Raw genomic sequence first — 21,427 nt, forward strand, 5'->3', positions numbered from 1 at the left:
AATGGCCATAAAAGATGTTGGTATATCCGTCTCGGCAGGAGGACAAATCAACGAAAACAAGCTGTCTGATGAGCTTGAGGCTGCTAAGGTACCTAGAGTAAGCCTCGAAGTATTTGGCGATGGGCGCGTAGTGTTGACCGTGGATGATGGATATTCCGACGCCGCTGACGCCGTCATCGCAAAACACGATCCTACCCCGACGCCTCCCCTGCCAACGATAGACGACCGCGTGGCAGACGTAGAGGAGGCGCTGGCAGCCATGATGTACGGAGGTGACGCGATATGACAGCTATGCTACGCATTGTGTGTCGTGTGGTCGAGCGGCGAACAAAAGAGGGAGAGAGCCTGGAACAGGTATTGGACGACTATCCTCGTTTGACTCCGGAAGAAGTATCGGAGATCAAGGCAGAGCTGGGGATGGTAGAGTGACTGCAGTAAGGGAGGCACAATGGATGTAATAGAGACTGTGGCGGCAGTCGAACAACGGTCTAAATCTAATACCCGCCGTATCGATAAACTAGAACAGTCGCAGGATGCGCTGCAAAATCTGGCGTTATCTGTGCGGGAGTTAGCCACTCAAATGCGATCTATGCAGCAAACCCAATCAGACACAGTGGCCAGGTTAACCGATTTAGAGCGCAGACCCGGTGACCGCTGGGAGAAAATTGTACAAGCAGCATGCACGGTAATTGCATCCGGCATCATCGGTGCATTGTTGGCGTTAGTACTGAGGTAAGGAGTCACAACATGAAGATCAACTGGAAAGTACGAATGAAAAACCCAGTTTTCTGGGCACAGTTGGCGACGGCCATCGTGCTGCCTATCCTGGCCTATCTGGGCTTACAGTGGAGCGATATGACCAGCTGGACGGCGCTGGCCGGCATTTTGGTGCAGGCGGTAAAAAATCCGGTGATACTGGTGTCGGTAGTGGTATCGGTGTGGGGCATCGTGAACGACCCCACCACCGCTGGACTGAGTGATAGCAAAAAGGCAATGGGCTATCTAGCCCCGAAAAAGGAGGACTAGCTATGAATGTCGTAAAAATCGATCTCCCACAGAATAGGTACAATACCAAATGTCCGTATGCAATGAACCCTACAAGGATTGTCGTACATAATACCGCCAACGATGCCAGCGCTCGCAATGAGGTCGCCTATATGCAGCGAAACGATAACGAGGTATCGTTCCATTTTGCTGTTGACGACAAAGAGATTATTCAGGGCCTACCCCTGGACCGGAACAGCTGGAATGCCGGGGATGGCGCAAACGGCACCGGTAACCGGCAGGGCATTTCTATTGAGATTTGCTACAGTCTGTCTGGCGGTCCTAAATTTGATGCTGCTGAAAAGCGTGCTGCCGAGTTTATTGCTCAACTGCTCAAAGAGCGCGGCTGGGGCATCGATCGTGTGACCAAACACCAGGACTACAACGGCAAATATTGCCCACACCGTACCCTGGACCTGGGCTGGCAAAGGTTTTTGAATATGATCCAGGCACACATGGGCGATGGCTCTACCCCCGCGCCTGCTCCGGGTAAAGATATTGATACCGTTGCGCGTGAGGTTATCGCCGGTAAGTGGGGCAATGGTGACGACCGCAAAAACCGTTTGAGAGCTGCCGGATATGACCCGAGTGCCGTGCAAAATAAGGTAAACGAGATCCTGTACGGCGCAGACCCCACCCCTGCGCCGGCCCCGAAAAAGACCGTTGACGAAATCGCCCGAGAGGTTATAAACGGGGGCTGGGGCAACGGCGCTGATCGTAAAGCCAGGCTATCGGCTGCCGGATATGACCCGAACGCTGTACAGAACAAAGTGAACGAGATCCTATACGGCTCGGCTGCACCTGCACCCTCTAAATCTCTCGATGATATTGCCCGTGAGGTCTATGCAGGCAATTGGGGAAACGGTGCAGACCGCAAAGCTCGCCTGGCTGCCGCTGGTTATGACCCTGCTGCTGTCCAAGCGCGCGTTAACGAGCTTTATTACTAAAATTACATAGCACATAGCAAAAGCCCCCGGCTGTCCTTTCGGATGGCTGGGGGCTTTTTTTATTTTGGGGAAAGTGTCGTACTAAAGTCGTACTCACTTTCTTTACAGAAATAGGAAAAGCGCCTAAATCCGCATGGTTAGGCGCTTTTTTGATGGAGCAGGCGATGGGAATCGAACCCACAACCTCAGCTTGGGAAGCTGATGTTTTACCACTAAACTACGCCTGCATATTTGATTTTGATTGCCTATTTAGTATAGTGCTTTTCACCGTACAGGTCAAGGCCTTTTTACAAAATCTCACAGTGGCAAAAATGTGCGGGCATCCGGTACGGGAACATAGGCCGATGCTACACGCGGTGTCCAAAAGTGACCAAAGGCGCACCTCGGGGCACTGTTTTACATAGTCTGGGGACAAAACATATCTGGAGGTGCCCCATGGCAGACAGCATCAGTTTGTGCATGATCGTAAAGGATGAAGAGGCAGTGCTGGCGAGGTGCATAGACAGCGTGCGGGCGCTGGTGGACGAGGTGATTATCGTCGACACCGGCTCGACCGACCGCACCGCGCAGATCGCCGCCGCCTACACCGATAAAGTGTACAGCTTTGACTGGTGCGACGACTTTGCCGCCGCCCGCAATTTTTCGTTTGAAAAAGCCAGCGGCGATTATATCTTGTGGCTGGACGCCGACGATATCGTGCTGCCGGATGACCTGCGACAGCTGCTGCGGATAAAGAAAAAAGGTATTGGCGCCGACGTGTTGATGGTGCGCTATAATACTGGCTTTGACAAGCTGGGGCGGCCGACGCTCTCGTTTTACCGGGAGCGCATTTTGCGGCGCAGTGTGGGCTTTCGCTGGGTGGGGCGGGTGCATGAAGTGATACAGCCCCGAGGCAAGGTGCTGTATACGCAGGCGGCGATCACCCACCACAAGCTACACCGCAACGACCCTGGGCGCAACCTGCGCATTTTTGAGACCATGCGCCGGGAAGGACAGCCGTTTGACCCGCGACAGCAATTTTACTACGGGCGGGAGCTCTATTATGCCGGTGCGTACGACCGGGCAAAAAAGGAACTGCAGGCCTTTTTACAGCGGCCCGAGGGGTGGGTGGAAAACCAGGTGGAGGCCTGCCGCACCTTGTCGCAGTGCTGCCGTGCACTGGATGACCCCAGCGGCGCGCTACAGGCGCTTTTCAGCTCGTTTTTATACGACCAGCCCCGGGCCGAGGTGTGCTGCGATATTGGGCATCTGTTTATAAACCGGCGCCAGTACCGCCAAGCCGCGTACTGGTACCAGCAGGCGGCAGCGCGGCCGAGGATAGAGGGGGGCGGGTTTTACAGCCCGGCATGCTATGATTTTATCCCCTATTTGCAGCTATGCCTGTGCTGCGACCGGCTGGGCGACTACCAAAAGGCGTGGGATTACAATGAAAAGGCGGCGGCACTGCGGCCCGACGAGCCGGCCGTCGCCCATAACCGACAGTATTTAGGGGAGCTGCTGGGGCGCAAGCAGACAAAAAAGCGGGCCAAAACAGCTCGTTAAAATGTAAAATATTTGTAAACACGGCCCTATAATTTGCAATTTCAGATCACTTTTCATGCAAAAACAGAAGCGCATTTATTTTTGTGCACACCGCCATACAGAGGCCTTAAAAGCCCTGTATGACGGCGCGCACTTTTTTATAGCAGTGTGTTAAACCGGCCGCGCGGACGACAGAAAAGCTGCTCTAAGCAGCCGCCGCGCTTTACTGTGATAGCAGCATAAAACCCCATTGACATGCCATTTTTGCCGTGATAGACTGACTTAAAACCTTGACAGACTGATAGGACTTTGAAAAGCGAGACGAAGGCGTTTGGGACAGTTTGCCCCAGCGCCTTTTTGTGCTTTTTAACGGGTAGTTTTGGGGGTGTGCCGACTTGGCCATAGAAGATATCGACAGCAGCCGTTTAGAAAGAAATTTAGATGCGCTTTGCAAAATTGGTAAAAACCGGGACGGTGGTATAGATCGCCAGCTGGCCACCCCGGCCGACTTGCAGGCCAGAGAGTGGCTGCGCGCCTACTGGGAACAGATGGGCCTGACCGTGCACAGTGACGCCGTGGCCAACTTATATGCGGTGCTGCCGGGGAGAGAGCCGGGGCTGGCACCCATCGCCGTGGGCTCGCACCACGACACGGTGCCAAACGGCGGCAAGTACGACGGGGCCATGGGCGTGCTGCTGGCTACCGAGCTGGCCCAGAGCCTGCAGGACGCGGGGACGGCGCTGCGCCACCCGCTGTGCATCTGTTCGTTTACCGGCGAGGAGCCGAGTGACTACGGAGTATCGACCTTTGGCAGCAAGGTGCTGGCCGGCCGGCTGGGCAGCGCAGACCTGATGCGCCAGCGCCACGCCGTGACCGGCGAGACGCTGGCCGCGGCGGTGGCCCGACTGGGCGGAGAGCCGGGCGCGGCCGATCAAAACCGGCTGCGGCCGGGCGACTGGGCCTGTTTTATAGAGTGCCACAACGAGCTGGGGCGGGTGCTGTTTGACGAGGGGCTGGCAGTGGGCGTGGTGGACTGCATTACCGGTATTTACCGCGAGACGGTAGAGGTGACCGGGACGCCCAACCACGCCGGCACCACCCAGATGCCCCACCGCCGGGACGCGCTGCTGGCGGCCAGCCTGTTTGCACTGGAATTTGAGGCGCTGCTGCGCGCATATGACGACCCCCAACTGGTGGGGACCATCGGCCACATCGAGGTGTGGCCCAACGCCTCGAACATTATACCGGGGCGGGTGGTGATGGCCCTTGAGATGCGCTGTTGTGACCCGGCGCTGCGGGCCGACGTGCTGCAGAAGATGGAGGCGATGACCCGCCGGGTGGCGGACCAGCGCGGGGTGCATATACACCGCCGTCTGGTGCTGGACCAGGCGGAGACACAGATGTCGCCGCTGGTGCAAAAAGCGCTGCTGGCAGCCAGCGCCCAGTGCGGACAGCCGGAGCGAGTGATGGCGAGCATGGCCGGGCACGACGCGGCCAACATAGCCCGCAGTACCCCGGCGGGCATGCTGTTTACCCAGAGCGTGGACGGACTGGGACACTGCCCCCAGGAGTACACGCGGGCAGAGGACATTTACACCGCGGGCCGGGTACTATTGGCAGCGGTGCAGCACTTAGACGAGGAGTTGGACCGATGAAGTTATACGCCCCCCAATACCTGTACCAGAACGGCGCCTTTTTGACCGGGATGGCCGTGTGCACCGAAAAAGACACCATAAAAGAGGTGGGCCGGCTGGAAGACCTGCAGCAAAAATACCCCCGGGCGGCGGTGTGCGACTGGAAGGACCTGATCTTGCTGCCGGGCACGGTAAATGTGCACAACCACTGCTTTCAGAGCCTGCTGCGGGGCATTTGTGCCGACCGCCCCTTTTTGGAGTGGCGCGACGGCTCGCTTTACAAGTACAGCCCACGACTGCAAAAGGAGCACATCTACGGCGGGGCGCTGTTTGCCTTTGGCGAGATGATGAAGTGCGGTGTGACCACTGTCTGCGACTTTTTTTACCTGCACAACTTTGGCACCGAGAGCGACGAGATGATCGTGCAGGCGGCTAAAGACCTGGGTATTCGACTGGTGCTGGCCCGGACCATGTACGACTGGAACGGGGCCCCCAGCGGCTATGTGGAGACCGTAGAGCAGGCGGTGGAGAACACCCGCCTGCTGGCCCGCAAATACAAAGATGACGACATGACCACGGTACTGCCGGCCCCCCACAGCCTGCACGCCGCCACCCCCGAGATGGTACAGGCCGGCCACGCCTTGGCCGCCGAGCTGGGTTGCCGCTACCACATCCACGTGGCGGAAGAGCCGTTTGAGGTGGAGCAGGTACAGGCGGAGTTTGGCGCCACGCCGGTAGAATTTTTGGACCGGCTGGGCGTAGTGGACGAGAGCATGGCCATTGTACACGGGGTGTGGCTAAAAGAGAGCGAGATCGACTTGTTGGGCAGCCGCGGCGCACAGCTGTGCTACTGCCCCTCGAGCAACATGTTTTTGGCCGACGGAGTGACCGACATCGCGCGCATGATGCGCGCCGGGGTCAACATCGGCCTGGGCAGCGACGGGGCTTGCAGCAACAACCGCATCAGCGTGTTTGAGGAGATGCGCATGGCCTCGATCCTGCAGAAGGCGCACACGCTGGACGCGCTCTCGGTCAATTACCAGCAGGCCTTTGACATGGGCACCAAAAACGGCGGGCAGCTATTACAGCTGCCGGTGGGCCAGATAGCGCCCGGGTACAAGGCCGACTTTGTGGGCATACGCAGCCGCGACATGTCGATGCAGCCCATCTCGGACAGCGGCGAGCAGATACTGCCCAACATCGTCTACTCGATGCAGCCCACCGCTATTGCGCGGGTGGTGGTCGACGGGCGGCTGACCGTGGCCGACGGGGTGCTGCAGACGGTGAGCGAAAATGAGATCGTAGACCGGGTGCAGACCATTATGCGCCAGATCGCCGACTAGGAACAGGAGGGGCATTGTGACAAGAATACTGATCGAGCACGCCAGCCAGATCGCCACCCCGCGGGGCAGGAGCGCCCGCCGGGGCAGCGAGATGCGCCAGATACAGGAGATCGCGGACGGCGCTATCTATATAGAGGACGGCATTATAAAAGAGGTGGGCCCCACCGACCAGGTGACTGCCGCTGTGGGAGACCTGCAGGGCGTAGAGGTGGTGAACGCCGCCGGGCACAGCATCGTGCCGGGCTTTGTGGACTCGCACACCCACTACATATTCGGCGGATACCGGCCGGAGGAGTTTTTGGCCCGGCTGGAGGGGGCCGGCTACCTGGAGATCATGAAGATGGGCGGCGGCATACAGTCGACGGTAAACGCCACCAAGGCCTGCAGCGAGCAGGAGCTCTACCGGTTGGGGCTACAGCGGCTGGATGAGATGCTCGCTCAGGGCGTGACCACCATGGAGGGCAAGAGCGGGTACGGGCTGGACCTGGACTGCGAGCTAAAGCAGCTGCGCGCCATGCAGCAGACCGACCGCGACCACCCGGTGGAGGTAGTGCCCACCTACTTGGGCGGGCACGCGGTGCCGCCGGAATACCGCGGGGACCCCGACGGCTATGTGGACTTTATGATAAAAGAGGTGCTGCCGCGGGTAAAAGAGCTGGGGCTGGCCACTTTTTGCGACGTGTTCTGTGAGGACAGCGTATTTTCGATCGAGCAGTCGCGCCGGCTGCTGCGCGCTGCGCAGGAGATGGGCTTTGGCTTAAAGATGCACGCCGATGAGATCGTGTCGCTGGGCGGGGCCGAGCTGGCCGCCGAACTGGGCGCGGTGTCGGCCGACCACCTGCTGATGGCATCGGACCTGGGCATTGCCAAGTTGGCCGGCGCGGGCACAGTGGCCACACTGCTGCCCTCTACCGCCTTTTGCCTAGCCCACCCCTATGCCCCCGGGCGCAAGATGATCGACGCCGGCTGTGCGGTGGCGCTGGCCAGCGACTACAACCCCGGCAGCTGCTTTACCAACTCGATACCGCTGATTTTGGCGCTGGCGGGCATTCATATGCACCTGAGCATTGAGGAGGTGCTGACCGGCGCGACCCTAAACGGCGCGGCGGCGGTGGGGCGGGCTGACCGTATCGGCAGCCTGGAACCGGGCAAGCAGGCCGACTTTTTGCTGTTGCGCTACCCGGATTACCGCTTTTTGGTGTACCACTCGGGCGTGAATATCGTGGAGCAGGTCTACAAAAAAGGCCGGCTGGTATACGGTGGCCGACCGTGATACAGCTATACCGCAAAGAGCACTTTACCGCCGCTCGCTGGGCGGGCGGCACCACCACCCAGCTGCTGATACTGCCGCCCGACGGCAGCTATGCCGAGCGCACCTTTTGGGTGCGACTGTCTACCGCCACGGTGGAGCAGGCGCGCAGTACCTTTACCCCGCTGCCCGGCATACAGCGGGAGCTGATGGTGTTGGCGGGCAGTGTGGTGCTGGAGCACCGCGGCCACCACACCGCCGCGCTGAGACCCTACCAGTCGGACCGGTTTGACGGCGGCTGGGAGACGGTGAGCGAAGGCGTGGCTACCGACCTGAACCTGATGTGCCAAAACGGGGCGACTGGTTCGCTTACCCACCTGCCGCTGACAGCCGGCAGCGAGACCGAGCTGGGCGCCGGGGAACAGCTGGCGCTGTACTGTGCCGCCGGCAGCTGCACCGCGGTATGCCGCGGTGAGCTGGTAGAGCTGCGGCCGGGCGATCTGCTGTACACCGACGAGGCATGTCTGCTGCGGGCGGCGGCTGACGCCGACCTGGTGGCGGCCCGTTTTGCACTGCCGGCAGATGCCGGCCAGAAAAGAGTACATAGAGGAGGGGATGCCCATGTGTAAGCACCCGGAAGAGATAAAAGAGATCGAGATAGACGGACACCACCTGAGCATAGAACAGCTGGTAGCGGTGGCCCGTTTTGGGGCCAAGGTGCGCGTGAGCGGCGAGGCGATCGCGCGCATGGAGCGCTCGCGGGAGATGGTGGAGCAGATCATCGACGAGGGGCGGGTGGCCTACGGTGTTTCGACCGGTTTTGGCGAGTTCTCGAAAGTGTCGGTAGACAAAGAGAGCATGGCTCTTTTGCAGAACAACCTGATCGTGTCGCACTGCACGGCGGTGGGTGACCCCTTCCCCGAAGAGGTGGTGCGGGGTATGATGCTGCTGCGGGCCAACGCGCTCTGCGTGGGCAACTCGGGCATCCGCCCGGCGCTGGTATGTACGCTGATCGACATGGTAAACGCCGGGGTGCACCCCATCGTGCCGCAAAAGGGCTCGCTGGGGGCCAGCGGCGATCTGGCCCCGCTGGCCCATATGGTGCTGGTGTTGCTGGGCAAAGGTGAGGCCGTTTACGGCGGCCAGCGCATGGGCGGCGCCGCGGCCATGCAGAGCGCGGGGCTGCCGACCTATACCCTGCTGGCCAAAGAGGGGCTGGCGCTGATAAACGGCACCCAGGCCATGACCGCTGTTGGCGCGCTGAGCTATTACGACACGCTGCGCGCCGCCCAGTTGGCCGACATCACCTGCGCCCTGAGCATGGAGGCGCTGACCGCCTTAAAAAATGCCTTTGACCCCCGCATCCATCAGCTGCGCCCCCACCCCGGCCAGATGCTGGTGGCTAAAAACATCCGCCTGTTGACCGAGGGCAGCGAGATACTGGAAAAGAGCCAGGATCTGCGGGTACAGGACGCCTACGCGATCCGCTGTGTGCCCCAGGTACACGGCGCCATCCGCGGGGCACTGGACCACGTGCGCCAGGTCATTGAGGTAGAGCTCAATGCGGTCACCGACAACCCCATCCTGTTTTTGGAGGACGGGGCGGTGATATCGGGGGGCAACTTCCACGGGGAGCCGCTGGCGCTGGCCATGGACTACCTGGGCATTGCCGCGGCGGAGATCGCCAACATCTCGGAGCGGCGGTTGGAGCGGCTGGTAAACCCCGCGCTGAGCGAGGGGCTGCCCGCCTTTCTCACCCCTCACGGGGGGCTCAACTCGGGCTATATGATCTGCCAGTATGCGGCGGCCTCGATGGTCTCGGAAAACAAGGTCCTGGCCCACCCGGCCAGCGTGGACTCGATCCCCTCCTCGGCCAACCAGGAGGACCACGTGAGCATGGGCACCACCGCCGCCAGAAAGAGCGCCGATATCGTGCAGAACACGCTGTCGGTGCTGGCCTTTGAGCTGATGGCCGCCGTGCAGGGCGTCGATTTTCGCGACGGCGAGCAGGCGCCGGTGACCGGTCAGATACATGATCTGGTGCGCCGGGAAGTGGCCTTTTTTGACACCGACCGGGAGATACGGCTGGACATTGAGAAGATGAACCAGCTGGTGCGCTCGGAGAAGATACAGAAGCTGGTGTTCAGCGCGCTGCCCGACTTTGCCTGAGGCAGCGACACACCCATTTGCGTAACAGACGGGCCTGCGCCCGACACGTGATACAGCCAAAAGGAGGAAAACACATGGACAACAACACTGCCCGCCAGGCCATGACCATCTGTCTGGATGAGGAGCTACCCGCCTACCCCCAATTTGTAGAGGGTATTCGCCGCGCGCCGCGGCGGGAGAGCGAGCTATCGGACGCCGATGTGGCGCTGGCCCTGAAAAACGCGCTGCGCTACATCCCCGAGGAGCACCACGAGCAGATGGCGGCCGAGTTTTTGCAGGAGCTCAAGGAGCACGGCCGCATTTACGGCTATCGCTTTAGACCCCAAGGGGCTATTCACGGCAAGCCCATCGACGAGTATAAGGGAAACTGCACCGAGGGCAAAGCCTTTCAGGTGATGATCGACAACAACCTGGATTTTGACGTGGCGCTGTACCCCTATGAGCTGGTGACCTACGGCGAGACCGGTCAGGTATGCCAGAACTGGATGCAGTACCGGCTGATCAAGAAGTACCTGGAGGTGCTCACCGACGAGCAGACACTGGTGCTGGAATCGGGCCACCCGGTGGGGCTGTTTGCCTCGCACAAGTACTCGCCGCGGGTCATCATCACCAACGGGCTGATGGTGGGCCAGTTTGACAACATGGACGACTTTAGCCGCGCCGCGGCGCTGGGTGTAGCCAACTACGGCCAGATGACCGCCGGCGGCTGGATGTATATCGGGCCGCAGGGCATCGTGCACGGCACCTTCAACACCCTGCTCAACGCCGGGCGGCTGAAGCTGGGCATTCCCCAGGAGGGCAACCTGGCCGGGCGGCTGTTCGTGTCGTCGGGGCTGGGCGGCATGAGCGGCGCCCAGGGCAAGGCGGCCTACATCGCCGGGGCCGTGTCGATCATCGCCGAGGTGGACGCCTCGCGCATCCAGACCCGCTTTGAGCAGGGCTGGGTAAACGAGCGCACCGACAGCTTGGCCGAGGCGGTGGCTATTGCCGAGCGCCACCTGGCCGACAAGACCGCCTGCGCGATCGCCTATCACGGCAACATTGTGGACCTGCTCTCGTACCTGCTGGAAAACGGCATCCACGTGGACCTGCTCAGCGACCAGACCTCTTGCCACGCGGCCTACTCGGGCGGGTACTGCCCCCAGGGACTGACCTTTGACGAGCGCACCGAGATGCTCGACCGCGACCCGCACGGGTTTGCCAAGCTGGTGGATGAGAGCCTGACCAAGCACTACCACCTGATCAAGGCGCTGCACGAAAAAGGCACCTATTTCTTTGATTACGGCAACAGCTTTATGAAGGCGGTCTACGATGCCGGCAACAAAGATATCGCCAAAAACGGCGTGAACGAAAAAGACGGGTTCATCTTCCCTTCGTATGTAGAGGATATTTTGGGGCCCCAGCTGTTTGACTACGGCTATGGCCCGTTCCGCTGGGTGTGCCTGAGCGGCGACCCCGCCGACCTGGACAAGACCGACAGGGCGGCCATGGACTGCATCGACCCCGACCGCCGCTACCAGGACCGCGACAACTACATCTGGGTGCGCGACGCCAAGAAAAACAAGCTGGTGGTGGGTACCCAGGCCCGTATTCTGTACCAGGATGCGATCGGCCGCACCAAGATCGCCCTGAAATTTAACGAGATGGTGAGAAACGGCGAGATCGGCCCGGTGATGATGGGCCGCGACCACCACGATACCGGCGGCACCGACTCGCCTTTCCGCGAGACCTCGAACATCAAAGACGGCTCGAATATCATGGCCGACATGGCCACCCAGTGCTTTGCCGGCAACTGCGCCCGCGGCATGAGCCTGGTGGCGCTGCACAACGGCGGCGGTGTCGGTGTGGGTAAGGCGATCAACGGCGGGTTTGGCATGGTGCTCGACGGCAGCGAGCGGGTGGATGCCATTCTGAGCGTAGCTATGCCATGGGATACCATGGTCGGTGTGTCGCGCCGCGCCTGGGCCCGCAACGAGAACTCCATTGAGACCTGTGTGGAGTATAACCGCACCCACAGCGGCAAGGACCACATCACGCTGCCGTTCGTGGCCAGCGACGATCTGATCGCCAAAGTGATCGCGGACGCCCAGTAGCTTTTTTACAGAGACCTGATAGAGGGCAGGCCCGCCGGACGGTGGGCCTGCCCTCTTACCTGTTGGGACCTAAATGGGAGCCTAAAAAGGAGGAGCCATATTGATCTATTTAGACAGAGAGCTGGACCTTGACCAGCTGGTAGATATTGCCCGCCGGGGGCAGGCGGTGGCACTGAGCGACCAGTACCGGGCACGGGTACAGGCCGGGCGGGCAGCGGTGCTAAAGGTGGTGAAGCAGCGGCGGCCGGTGTACGGGGTGACTACCGGGTTTGGCGTGCTGTGCGACCGGGCGATACCGCCGGCAGACGCCGCTCAGCTGCAGCAAAACATCTTGCGCTCGCACGCCACGGCGGTGGGAGCGCCGCTGACGGCCGAGCAGACCCGGGCAGTGATGGTGCTGATGCTGCAGAACTGCGGCACCGGCCACAGCGGGATCGGCCTGGAGGTGCTGGAGCAGCTGGTGCGGTATTTAAACGAGGGGCTCGTCCCCTGGGCCCCGGCACAGGGGTCGGTGGGGTATTTGAGCGTGGAGGCACATATTGCCCTGACACTGATCGGCGAGGGACAGTTTTGGGGGGCGGACGGCAGGCCCACCGCGGCAGCCACCCAGCTGCAGGCGCGCGGTATAGAGCCGGTGGTGTTGGGGCCTAAGGAGGGGCTTTCGCTGATATCGGGCACCACCAGCCCCTGTGCGCTGGGGTGCCTGGCACTGCACGACATGCTGCTCTGCCTGCAGGCGGCCGACTGTATCGGCACGCTGTCGCTGGAGGTGTTGGGGGGCACTGACCGGGCTTTTGACCGGCGGCTGATGGAGCTGCGCCGCCACCCCACCCAGTGGGAGAGCGCCCGCCGGGTGCGGGCGGTGCTGCAGGGTTCGGCCCGGGTGGAGGCCGCCCGCCGCACGACCCTGCAGGACGCCATGAGCCTGCGCTGTATTCCCCAGCTGCACGGGGCGGTGGCGGAGACGCTGCTGCACGCCCGGACCGTATTGGAGCGGGAGCTGTGCTCCTGCTGTGACAACCCGGCGGTATTTTGGGAGGAGGATACGGTCATATCGGGGTGCAACCCCGACTCCTCTTTTGTGGGGCTCTGCATGGACAGCGCCTGCACCGCGGCGGTGATGCTGGCCAAGATGTCGGAGCGGCGCACCGACCGGCTGCTCTCTGGTAAGGGGGGACTGCCGCCGTTTCTCACCGCTGCGGCCGGCCTGTGCTCGGGCTTTATGGGGCTGCAGTACACCCAGGCGGGGCTGTTGGGCGACATGCGCCAGCAGTGCCACCCGGCCAGCGTCGACTCGGTCCCCACCTGTGGCGGACAGGAGGACTATGTGGCTATGGGCTACAACAGCGCCAAGCGCAGCCTGGACATTGCCCAAAAGCTGGCCTGGGTGCTGGCCACCGAGCTGCTGTGTGTGCTCCAGGCCAACTATTTAAAGGGGGATGACCTGCCCAGCGCCCCCTACCTGACCAAGTTGCGGGAGGCCTTGAACGGCGCAGTACCGGGTTTTGATGGTGACGAGCTGTTTGCCCCCTATGTACAGCTGCTGGCCGACTTTATTTTAGCGGGAAAGATGCCGGCGGTGTGACCGGCGGACATGCCGTTACCTGCAAGAGGGCCTCTGCACCGGCATACCGGTACAGAGGCCCTCTATTTTTTTAAATACTGTGTGACAGCCGGCGGAGACGCCCAGGCCTGATCGGCTGCCGGCAGCGGATGTGTAAAAACAGCCGTAGCGGCAGGGGTCGGGGGCACTGTGGGTGTGTTCGCTTTTTTGGCGTATTTGCCCGGCGGGCGGATAAGCGGCTACTGAATGGGGCGGTGACCGATGCCCAGATGGGGAGCCGCGTAGTGCTCCAGGTGCTCGGACAGCACGGCCAGCATCTCTTCGGCGCTCTGCACGCCGTACACCCGATCGTCGGGCAGCGGGCAGCGCACCCGGTCGTCGAGCCTGGTATCGGCCAATCTGCTGCTCCATCCCTCGGCATTTTTGTAGGCGATGAGCAGGCGGCCAAAGCTCCAGGCGTAGGCCATCTCGCTGAGCGTGCCGGCGCCGCCGCCCACGGCGATGACTGCGTCGGCGTTGATGACCACCGCGTTGCGCATCACGTCGAGACCGGTGGGCACCACGATATCGGCGTAGGCGTTGGCGCTGGTGCGGTCGAAGGAGGGCAGGATGGCCAGCGTATCCCCCTCACGGTAATTTTTTGAGGCGTGGGCGCCGGCGAAGGCGGCCTCCATAACGCCGGTGAGCCCGCCCGACTGCACCCGGTAGCCGGCGTCGACCAGCGCCTTGCCGGCGGCAAAAGCCAGCTGGTAGTTCTGGTGCTCCGGCGGGAGGCCGGCGTTGCCGATGATGGCGATACTTTTTCTCATGCTTTGTACCTTTCCTTTCTCGTTACAGATTGATGAGCACGACGCCCGCGAACGCCAGCAGCGAACACAGCGCCTGGCGGCGGGTGATCTTCTCTTTGAACACGAAACGGCCCACCAGCACCGTGAGGAACAGTACCCCCACCGAGATGCTGGAAAACACCACTGCTGCCGGCAGACGTTCCAGAGCGCGCATCTGCACGGTGGTGGTGAGCACATTGGGCAGACCTACAGCGACACCGGCCAGGATATCGCGCAGGCGGATGCCGCGGCGGATAGTCTTCTTTTTGAGCTGTAGGGCGACATATACGGTACAGTAGACGGCCGCCGAGCCGAATATGGTGAAGACCATCAGGTCTTTATAGCGCTCGATGCCGTACTGCACGAACAGTTTGCTGAACATCTCGATGGTGCTGTTGATGAGGGCCAGACCAAACAGCACCCCGACGCTCTGGATCTCTTTGGCGCCGCGGCGGCCGGACATGAGCAGCAGCCCCACCACGGCGATGGCAAAACCCACGGCACCCAGGCCCTGTGGGAACTCGCGCCACAGGAGCAGCGTGAACACCGCGGTAAAGGCAAAGGAGAACTTGCCGAATATGGTGGTGATACTGAGCCCGTTTTTGGCGATGCTCACCCGGATGAGCAGCAGACTGGCCAGGTAGCATATGCCGGAGACGGCACCCAGCACCGTGAGCAGCAGCAGCGTGTTGGGCACTGTTTTTTGGGTGAGCAGCGTCGAGGGCGTGCACTGGGCCATTTTTCCCCACTGCTGGGCCAGCCCGCCCTGAAAGGCGCGCACCAGGGAAAAAGAGGCGGCAAAGAGGTAGTTGACCCAGGTGACGTAATCGCCTTCACAGTCTTTCTTCTCGATAAACTTAAATACCATCGAGACCATGCCGGACAAGAGAATGGCCCAGAGCAGATAGATCATGTATGTGTGACCCCCGTATGTAAAAGATCGGCCCGGTCCCAGACGCCGGGACGGCAGCCGCGCGGTAAAGGCGGCCACCTCTACGATTATAAGAAACTGCGCGCCAAAATAACAGAGAAAAACTCCACACCTTTTGTCGGCCGTACTTTGTCAGGTATACCAGTCGCTGCGTTTTTTCGGTCATTATATCTCTATCACCGGCAGCTATCCGATACCGGCGAGCGGAGGTATGGGGCCGGTCTCTCCTGCCCTGGTATGGCGGCAGCGCGCATAAACATGAAAAAGAGCCGCCGGGATGCCCGGACGGCTCTTTTCGCTTTATTTTTGCAGCAGTTCGTCGGCCAGCGCCTCCATAGCGGGGAGATCGGTCTCTTTCATAGCCGAGCGGATGCTGACCATCTGCTCGCACAGATCAATGTTTTTCATCTCGCCCAGCAGCGCTTTCATACATTTACCGGCCGAGGGGGCCCAGGAGCCGTTTTCCATCAGAGCCACGGCGCGATTTTGATAAGTCTTGGCCTTGAGGTGGTGGAGGAAAGCCTCCATGCTGGGGAAGAGGCCGGCGTCGTAGGAGGCGGCGGCCAGCAACATCTTGCTGTAGCGGAAAGCGTCCTCCACCGCCTCGGACACGTCGGTGCGGTTGAGATCGCACAGCACCACCTCAGCGCCTTTTTGACGCAGGATCTCGGCCATCTTTTCAGCGGCTTTAGCGGTGTGACCGTGGATGGAGGCATGGGCCAGCAGGACGCCTTCATCTTCGGGCTGGTAGCGGCTCCAGGTGTCGTACAGGCCGATGTAGTAGCCCAGGTTTTCGCGCAGCACCGGGCCGTGCAGCGGGCAGATGATCTCTATATCCAGCGCGGCGGCTTTTTTGAGCAGCTGCTGGACGGGGCCGCCGTATTTGCCCACGATGTTAAAGTAGTAGCGGCGCGCCTCACAGGCCCAGTCCTCCTGGGTGTCGAGCGTGCCGAACTTGCCGAAACCGTCGGCGGAGAACAGCACCTTTTCGGACTGTTCATAGGTGACCATAACCTCGGGCCAGTGGACCATGGGAGCCATGAAAAACTGCAGCGTGTGCGCGCCCAGAGAGAGCGTGTCCCCCTCCCCCACCAGCACCTTGCGGCTGTCGGGCAGATCGAGAGTGAAGAACTGGCCGATCATGGTGAAGGTCTTGGCGTTGCCCACCACCTGCAAGTTGGGGTACATCTCGCACAGGCGCTGGATGTTGCCGGCGTGGTCGGGCTCCATATGGGAGACGACCAGGTAATCGGGCTGGCGGCCGGCCAGTGTCTGCTCGAGGTTTTTGAGCCACTGCTCGGTGCCGCGGGGATCTACGGTATCGAGAATGGCGAGCTTTTGGTCGAGGATGGCGTAAGAGTTGTACGATACCCCGTTGGGGACCGGGTACTGGCTCTCGAACAGGTCGATCGTCTTGTCGTCTACGCCGATGTAGCGGATAGTGCTGGTGACGGTGGGTGCGGACATGGCAAAATCCCTCCTATATAAAAGCAAAAACGTGAAGCGGACCGGGGCGAGTGCCGGGGCCGCGCGATGTGGCAGATGCGCTGGGGCTCCGGGCCCCGCGGGACAGAGCAGGCGCTGCCGCTGGCTTGTCCGCTCCTATTTTACCAGACCGGTGCGGCGGGCGCAAGACGGCTCGCTGCTGCCGGTGACAAAATCTGCGCTTTACCGGAACATAAAATGGGCCGATCCTTTAGAAATCTTCAGGTTCTTTTTAAGGAAAAATAAAGGTATGGCCGGTAAAATATCTGTATAATGGGTATTAGAGAGATCGCTTGTGCCGGGCGACCGGCAGCAGAGGGGGGATTTTTGTGCAGCGGACCATACTGGTGGCGGAGGACGACGCCGACATCGTAGAGCTGATAAAACTGTATCTGGAGAGTGAGGGCTACCGGGTACTGACTGCCGGCGGCGGCGACGAGGCGCTAAAAATCGTGGAGCGCCAGCACATCGACTTGGCGGTGCTGGATATTATGATGCCCGGACTGAACGGTTTTCAACTGACCCGGGCCATACGGCAGCGCTATGACCTGCCCATTATCATATTGTCGGCCAAGAATGCCGACAGCGACAAGATACTGGGGCTGGAGCTGGGCGCCGACGACTACCTGACCAAGCCGTTTAACCCGCTGGAGATTATTGCCCGGGTAAAGGCCAACCTGCGCCGCTCTTACCAACTGAACCAGCGCCGCCGCGGGGAGGCTGACCGGCGGCAAGTACAGGTGGGGCAGCTGGTTTTAGACACCCACGCGCTGACGGTAAAAAAAGATGGGCGGGAAATTGCCCTGACGCCTACCGAATACAAGATACTGGCCCACCTGATGGGGGCGCCGGGCCGCATTTTTACCAAAGTGCAGCTGTACGAGGCGGTGTGCGGCAGCTACTTTGAGGGGGATGAGAACACCATGATGGTGCACATCTCAAAGTTGCGGGACAAGCTGGAGGACGACCCCAAGGAGCCCCGCTACATCAAGACCGTAAGGGGGTTGGGGTACAAAATTGAGAGACCACAAAAAGATTAGAGGCAGCTTTTTTTCGCTGCTGCTGCGCAATTATCTGGGCTTTACTTTGGCGATCGCGGTGGCGGCGGGGCTGATCTTCACCTTGGCCAACATGGACTTTAACCAGCGGATGCAGGGCCTTGACGGGACCGATATGCAAAAGTACCTGCCGGCCCTACAGGCCGGCAGGTACACCCGCTTTCCCACCCGGCGGCTGCTGGGGCGCAAGGGATATATACAGGTGGTAGACAGCGCAGGACGGACCGTTTACAAGACCACTGGCGCCCCGGACAACCCCTTTACCCCCCAGCAGATCGCCTGCGTGCCCGCCTACCAGAAAAACACCTACATCGCCGTGACCGAGCAGGAGACGGTGGATGGACAGAGCTACATTATGGTGACCCGCAACTCGCTTTATGAGGCAAACTATGCGGCCCAGGAGGTAGCGCTTTTTGACGACTGGCACAACCTGGTCTACGGCCAGCTGCCCGGCGGTGCAGTGTGGCTGGACGAGACCTCGTTTGCGCTGTTTACCCAGACGGGCCCCGGCGAACACACGCTGTGGCGGTACCCCTTTACCGGCAGCGACGGGCGGCACTACGACCTGCTCATGTATGCAGCCTACTTCGACGAGGCCGAGTACGAATATTTGACGGCTATATGGTGGCGGGATATCAGCAGTTTTTTGGTGGTGTATGTGCTGGTGATCCTGGTACTGGTATTTTGGCTGGACCGCAAGGTGAACAAGCCCCTGGGGATGTTGGGCCGGGCCATGGACCAGCTGGCGGCCGGGCACACCGGGGAGCCGCTGCAGTACCGGGGGCCGCGGGAGTTTGAACAGATCTGCCAGGACTTTAACAGCCTGCAGGCGCGGCTGCAGGAGAGCGAGCGACAGCGGGCACAGCTGGAGGGGGAAAAACAGAAGATGCTGGCCGACATCTCTCACGACCTGAAGACCCCTATTACGGTGATACAGGGGTATGCCAAGGCCATAAGCGACGGGCTCATCCCCGCCGAGAAGAGAGACCAGTACCTGCGGACCATCTACCAGAAATCAGACGCGCTGGCCGGGCTGATCGCCACTTTTTACGAGTACTCGAAACTGGACCACCCAGACTTTGCGCCCCAGCTGCGGCGGCAGGACCTGTGTGAGCTGGTGCGGGAGTACCTGGCGGGCAAGTACACCGAGATAGAGCTGGCGGGCTTTGCGCTGGAGGTAGAGCTGCCCGAGACGCCGCTGTACTGCATGCTGGACGCTGCGGCCATTGGGCGGGTGTTTGACAACATCGTGGGCAACGCGCTGCGCCACAACCCCGCCGGCACGGCCATTACCTTTTTGCTGCGGCAGGCAGGCACGGGCGCTGAGCTGATGATCGCCGACAACGGAGTGGGTATTCCGCCGGAGATCGCCGCCGACATCTTTGCGCCTTTTGTGGTGGGCGACGAGTCGCGCAACAGCCGTCAGGGATCGGGGCTGGGGCTGTCGATCGCCAAAAAGATCGCGGTTGCTCATGGTGGGGATATCGCTCTGATCTATCCGCCGCAGGCGGGCTTTTCGACCCAATTTGTAATGACTTTACCGCTGGCTAAACACTTGTAGACCCGGCGGGACCACACAAAAAGAGCGGAGACAGGAAAGTTTTCCTGTCTCCGCTCTTTTTTGTCTTACCATGCCGATCGCAGGGGCTGCAGGCCACACCACATATTGGCGGTATACCGCGCGGGCAGCGATTTGGGCAGCGATCTAAAATCATAAAGTAAGGAGGATACTGCAGACAGCAGCCCGATGGCGGGCTGCTTGTGAAAACTGGAAAGACGGGCATAAGGCGCTGCCCGTATAGAGACAACCATCGCGGGCGGCGGCTCTAAACTAGAGGCGGCTACCTTTTTCTTTACAAACCTTAATGTTTTGTAAAGGGTGGCTAAAGGTTGGGGCGGTATGGTAGAGACAGGTAAAAACTGTGCGTGAAAAGGAGCAGACAGATGGAAAAAGGAGCATTTTTGGCCTTTGTGCGGCAGCACAAAAAAACGGTGGCTTTGAGCTTAGCGGGTGTGGCGGCCGTTGGTGGAACTTTGGGGATCTGGGCGGCACTGCACCGGGGCGGCGGCGAGTCGGCGGGTACCGAATACGCCCGCAACGTAGTATTGAGTAAGGGAGAACTGAACCAGTCGGTGCTGGTGAGCGGCACTGTGGAGAGCGCCCAGGTATCTTCGGTGACGACGACTTTGCCCTATAAGGTGAAGAGCGTCAACGTAAAGGTGGGCGACATGGTAAAAAAGGGGGACATCATCTGTGTTTTAGACGACGGCGAACTGCGCCGAGAGCTGGCGGACAAGCAAAAAGCCGCCGGCGGAGAGGTAAAGACGCTGCAGGAGAGCCAAGATAAGGCCTACCGGCAGCTGGCGGCGGCGAGGACGGCAAGAGGCACCGAGCAGGCGGCCCAGGATCAGCTGGTGGAGAACGCCCGCCAGGTGCTGGCCGGCGCCGAGACCGAAGTACAGCGCACGGCGCCTATCTACACGGCGGCCCAAAATGCCTATGACACGATGACCGCTGCCGTGGCGCCGGCCCAGATAGCATACGACCAGGCCGCCGCCGAGCGACAGCGCGCTTACGGCGCCTGGGTGCAGTCTGGCGGCGGGACCGGCACTGCGCCGCACCAACACTACCAGCAGATGCTGCAGCAGGAGCAGCAGTGCGCCCAGGCGCTGGAGGACGCCAAAACTCTATACGACTACAAGCGCTATGCACAGGCGCTACAGGCCGCCAAGGCCCCTTATGACCAGGCGGCGGCCAGCCGCCAGCAGGCGCAGGAGGCCTATGACCAGGCATTGGCCACGCGCACCCGTACCTTGGGCGAGCAGGACGCCGGTATCGCCGAGCTGGAGGCAGCAGCAGGCACCGCCACCAGCCAGCTCGAGTCATCAGCGGCCGGCAAAGAGCTGGAGGAGCTGCAAAAGAAGTTGGAGGAGACCACTCTGCGGGCCGAGACCGACGGCAAGGTGACTGCCTTGGCGGTGAACGTGGGCAGCGTGTGCAAAGGCGACGTGGCCACCATACAGTCGACCGACCAGCTGATCGTATCGGTAAAGATACCGGAGTACGACATCGCCAAGGTAACAGTAGGTATGCCGGTAAACATAACCAGCGACGCGGCCAAACAGCCGGTAAAGGGCACGCTCTCGCGCATATCGCCGACGGCGGGCACAGCCGGTGGCAACAGCGGTGAGGGAACAAACGGCGGCAGCGGTGGTGACAGCGGCTTTTCAGCCGATATTACTGTGCATGACCCCAAGGGGCTATTTATTGGCAGCAAAGCCAAGGCAGAGATCGTCGTATCACAGAAAAAAGATGTATTTACCGTGCCACTGGACGCGCTGAAGACCGGCAAAGACGGCGGCGACTGCGTACTGCTGCTGCAGCCGGACGGCAAGTATAAAGAGGTACCGGTAACGGTGGGGGCACAAAACGACTTTGACGCCGAGGTATCGGGGCCGGACATCACCGAAGGGGCCCAGGTGCTGGCCAATGCCAGCTGGGAGGAGCTGGCCGGGCAGGCGGCCGGAGACCTGGAAAAAGAGGAGATGCTGTGATGGCGCC

The 21,427-nt window shown here is 60.8% G+C and carries 19 protein-coding genes and 1 tRNA gene; 16 read left to right on the forward strand and 4 right to left on the reverse strand.

Annotated elements, in window-relative coordinates; translation table 11 throughout:
- The first annotated feature begins 1 nt into the window (after nucleotide 1).
- Genes H8K20_RS12570 through H8K20_RS13935 form a run of 5 tightly spaced genes read left to right on the forward strand, consistent with a single transcriptional unit; the run spans nucleotide 2 to nucleotide 1,991 of the window.
- Nucleotides 2-286 (forward strand): hypothetical protein, encoded by a 285-nt coding sequence (locus H8K20_RS12570; protein ID WP_186488665.1) that lies wholly within the window; start codon nucleotides 2-4, stop codon nucleotides 284-286.
- Nucleotides 283-429, forward strand: a complete 147-nt coding sequence (locus H8K20_RS12575; protein ID WP_186488666.1) for a DUF433 domain-containing protein — start codon at nucleotides 283-285, stop codon at nucleotides 427-429. The genes H8K20_RS12570 and H8K20_RS12575 overlap by 4 nt, the downstream gene beginning before the upstream one ends.
- 19 nt (nucleotides 430-448) lie before the next feature.
- Nucleotides 449-736, forward strand: coding sequence for a hypothetical protein (locus H8K20_RS12580; RefSeq protein WP_186488667.1), 288 nt, complete (start codon nucleotides 449-451; stop codon nucleotides 734-736).
- Nucleotides 737-747: 11 nt separating this feature from the next.
- Complete coding sequence (locus H8K20_RS12585; protein WP_186488668.1) at nucleotides 748-1,026, forward strand: phage holin; 279 nt, start codon at nucleotides 748-750, stop codon at nucleotides 1,024-1,026.
- Between the two features lie 2 nt (nucleotides 1,027-1,028).
- Nucleotides 1,029-1,991 (forward strand): N-acetylmuramoyl-L-alanine amidase, encoded by a 963-nt coding sequence (locus H8K20_RS13935; protein WP_186488669.1) that lies wholly within the window; start codon nucleotides 1,029-1,031, stop codon nucleotides 1,989-1,991.
- A 153-nt stretch (nucleotides 1,992-2,144) separates the two neighbouring features.
- On the opposite strand, the gene H8K20_RS12595 is transcribed toward H8K20_RS13935, so the two are convergent.
- Nucleotides 2,145-2,218 (reverse strand) — tRNA-Gly (locus tag H8K20_RS12595).
- Nucleotides 2,219-2,426: 208 nt separating this feature from the next.
- On the opposite strand from H8K20_RS12595, the gene H8K20_RS12600 reads away from it, so the two are divergent.
- From H8K20_RS12600 to H8K20_RS12635, 8 genes are all read left to right on the forward strand, one after another.
- Nucleotides 2,427-3,533 (forward strand): glycosyltransferase family 2 protein, encoded by a 1,107-nt coding sequence (locus tag H8K20_RS12600; RefSeq protein WP_243206531.1) that lies wholly within the window; start codon nucleotides 2,427-2,429, stop codon nucleotides 3,531-3,533.
- Nucleotides 3,534-3,907: 374 nt separating this feature from the next.
- Nucleotides 3,908-5,167, forward strand: coding sequence for a Zn-dependent hydrolase (locus H8K20_RS12605; protein WP_186488670.1), 1,260 nt, complete (start codon nucleotides 3,908-3,910; stop codon nucleotides 5,165-5,167).
- On the forward strand, nucleotides 5,164-6,489 hold the full coding sequence (locus H8K20_RS12610) for an amidohydrolase family protein (protein ID WP_186488671.1): 1,326 nt from the start codon (nucleotides 5,164-5,166) through the stop codon (nucleotides 6,487-6,489). Before H8K20_RS12605 ends, H8K20_RS12610 begins: the two co-directional genes overlap by 4 nt.
- Before the next feature lie 16 nt (nucleotides 6,490-6,505).
- On the forward strand, nucleotides 6,506-7,762 hold the full coding sequence (gene hutI, locus H8K20_RS12615) for an imidazolonepropionase (protein WP_341480856.1): 1,257 nt from the start codon (nucleotides 6,506-6,508) through the stop codon (nucleotides 7,760-7,762).
- Nucleotides 7,759-8,367 (forward strand): HutD family protein, encoded by a 609-nt coding sequence (locus H8K20_RS12620; protein WP_186488672.1) that lies wholly within the window; start codon nucleotides 7,759-7,761, stop codon nucleotides 8,365-8,367. The genes hutI and H8K20_RS12620 overlap by 4 nt, the downstream gene beginning before the upstream one ends.
- Nucleotides 8,360-9,907, forward strand: a complete 1,548-nt coding sequence (gene hutH, locus H8K20_RS12625; RefSeq protein WP_207721578.1) for a histidine ammonia-lyase — start codon at nucleotides 8,360-8,362, stop codon at nucleotides 9,905-9,907. The genes H8K20_RS12620 and hutH overlap by 8 nt, the downstream gene beginning before the upstream one ends.
- Nucleotides 9,908-9,981: 74 nt before the next feature.
- Nucleotides 9,982-12,000 carry a urocanate hydratase gene (locus H8K20_RS12630; RefSeq protein ID WP_154866364.1) on the forward strand — a complete coding sequence of 673 codons (2,019 nt, stop codon included), beginning with the start codon at nucleotides 9,982-9,984 and terminating at the stop codon, nucleotides 11,998-12,000.
- Between the two features lie 100 nt (nucleotides 12,001-12,100).
- Nucleotides 12,101-13,585 carry an HAL/PAL/TAL family ammonia-lyase gene (locus tag H8K20_RS12635; protein WP_207721579.1) on the forward strand — a complete coding sequence of 495 codons (1,485 nt, stop codon included), beginning with the start codon at nucleotides 12,101-12,103 and terminating at the stop codon, nucleotides 13,583-13,585.
- 218 nt (nucleotides 13,586-13,803) lie between these two features.
- Here the strand turns inward: H8K20_RS12635 and H8K20_RS12640 are convergent, their stop codons facing one another.
- The 3 genes from H8K20_RS12640 to H8K20_RS12650 form a co-directional block, all read right to left on the reverse strand.
- The gene (locus H8K20_RS12640) at nucleotides 13,804-14,373 is read right to left on the reverse strand and encodes an SLOG cluster 4 domain-containing protein (protein WP_105204523.1); all 570 of its coding nucleotides are present in this window, start codon (nucleotides 14,371-14,373) and stop codon (nucleotides 13,804-13,806) included.
- A gap of 22 nt (nucleotides 14,374-14,395) precedes the next feature.
- The gene (locus tag H8K20_RS12645; protein WP_105204522.1) at nucleotides 14,396-15,304 is read right to left on the reverse strand and encodes an EamA family transporter; all 909 of its coding nucleotides are present in this window, start codon (nucleotides 15,302-15,304) and stop codon (nucleotides 14,396-14,398) included.
- A 318-nt stretch (nucleotides 15,305-15,622) separates the two neighbouring features.
- Nucleotides 15,623-16,789, reverse strand: a complete 1,167-nt coding sequence (locus H8K20_RS12650; protein ID WP_154866370.1) for an FprA family A-type flavoprotein — start codon at nucleotides 16,787-16,789, stop codon at nucleotides 15,623-15,625.
- 347 nt (nucleotides 16,790-17,136) lie between these two features.
- On the opposite strand from H8K20_RS12650, the gene H8K20_RS12655 reads away from it, so the two are divergent.
- The 3 genes from H8K20_RS12655 (at nucleotide 17,137) to H8K20_RS12665 (ending at nucleotide 21,420) form a co-directional block, all read left to right on the forward strand.
- A complete protein-coding gene (locus H8K20_RS12655; RefSeq protein WP_186488673.1) occupies nucleotides 17,137-17,847 on the forward strand; it encodes a response regulator in 711 nt (236 codons plus the stop codon).
- Nucleotides 17,825-19,426: a HAMP domain-containing sensor histidine kinase gene (locus H8K20_RS12660; RefSeq protein WP_186488674.1), complete on the forward strand. Its 1,602-nt coding sequence runs from the start codon at nucleotides 17,825-17,827 to the stop codon at nucleotides 19,424-19,426. Before H8K20_RS12655 ends, H8K20_RS12660 begins: the two co-directional genes overlap by 23 nt.
- Before the next feature lie 383 nt (nucleotides 19,427-19,809).
- The gene (locus tag H8K20_RS12665; RefSeq protein WP_186488675.1) at nucleotides 19,810-21,420 is read left to right on the forward strand and encodes an HlyD family efflux transporter periplasmic adaptor subunit; all 1,611 of its coding nucleotides are present in this window, start codon (nucleotides 19,810-19,812) and stop codon (nucleotides 21,418-21,420) included.
- Nucleotides 21,421-21,427: the final 7 nt, after the last annotated feature.

This window comes from Neobittarella massiliensis (ex Bilen et al. 2018) (genome assembly GCF_014269355.1).
Classification (GTDB): domain Bacteria; phylum Bacillota; class Clostridia; order Oscillospirales; family Ruminococcaceae; genus Neobittarella; species Neobittarella massiliensis.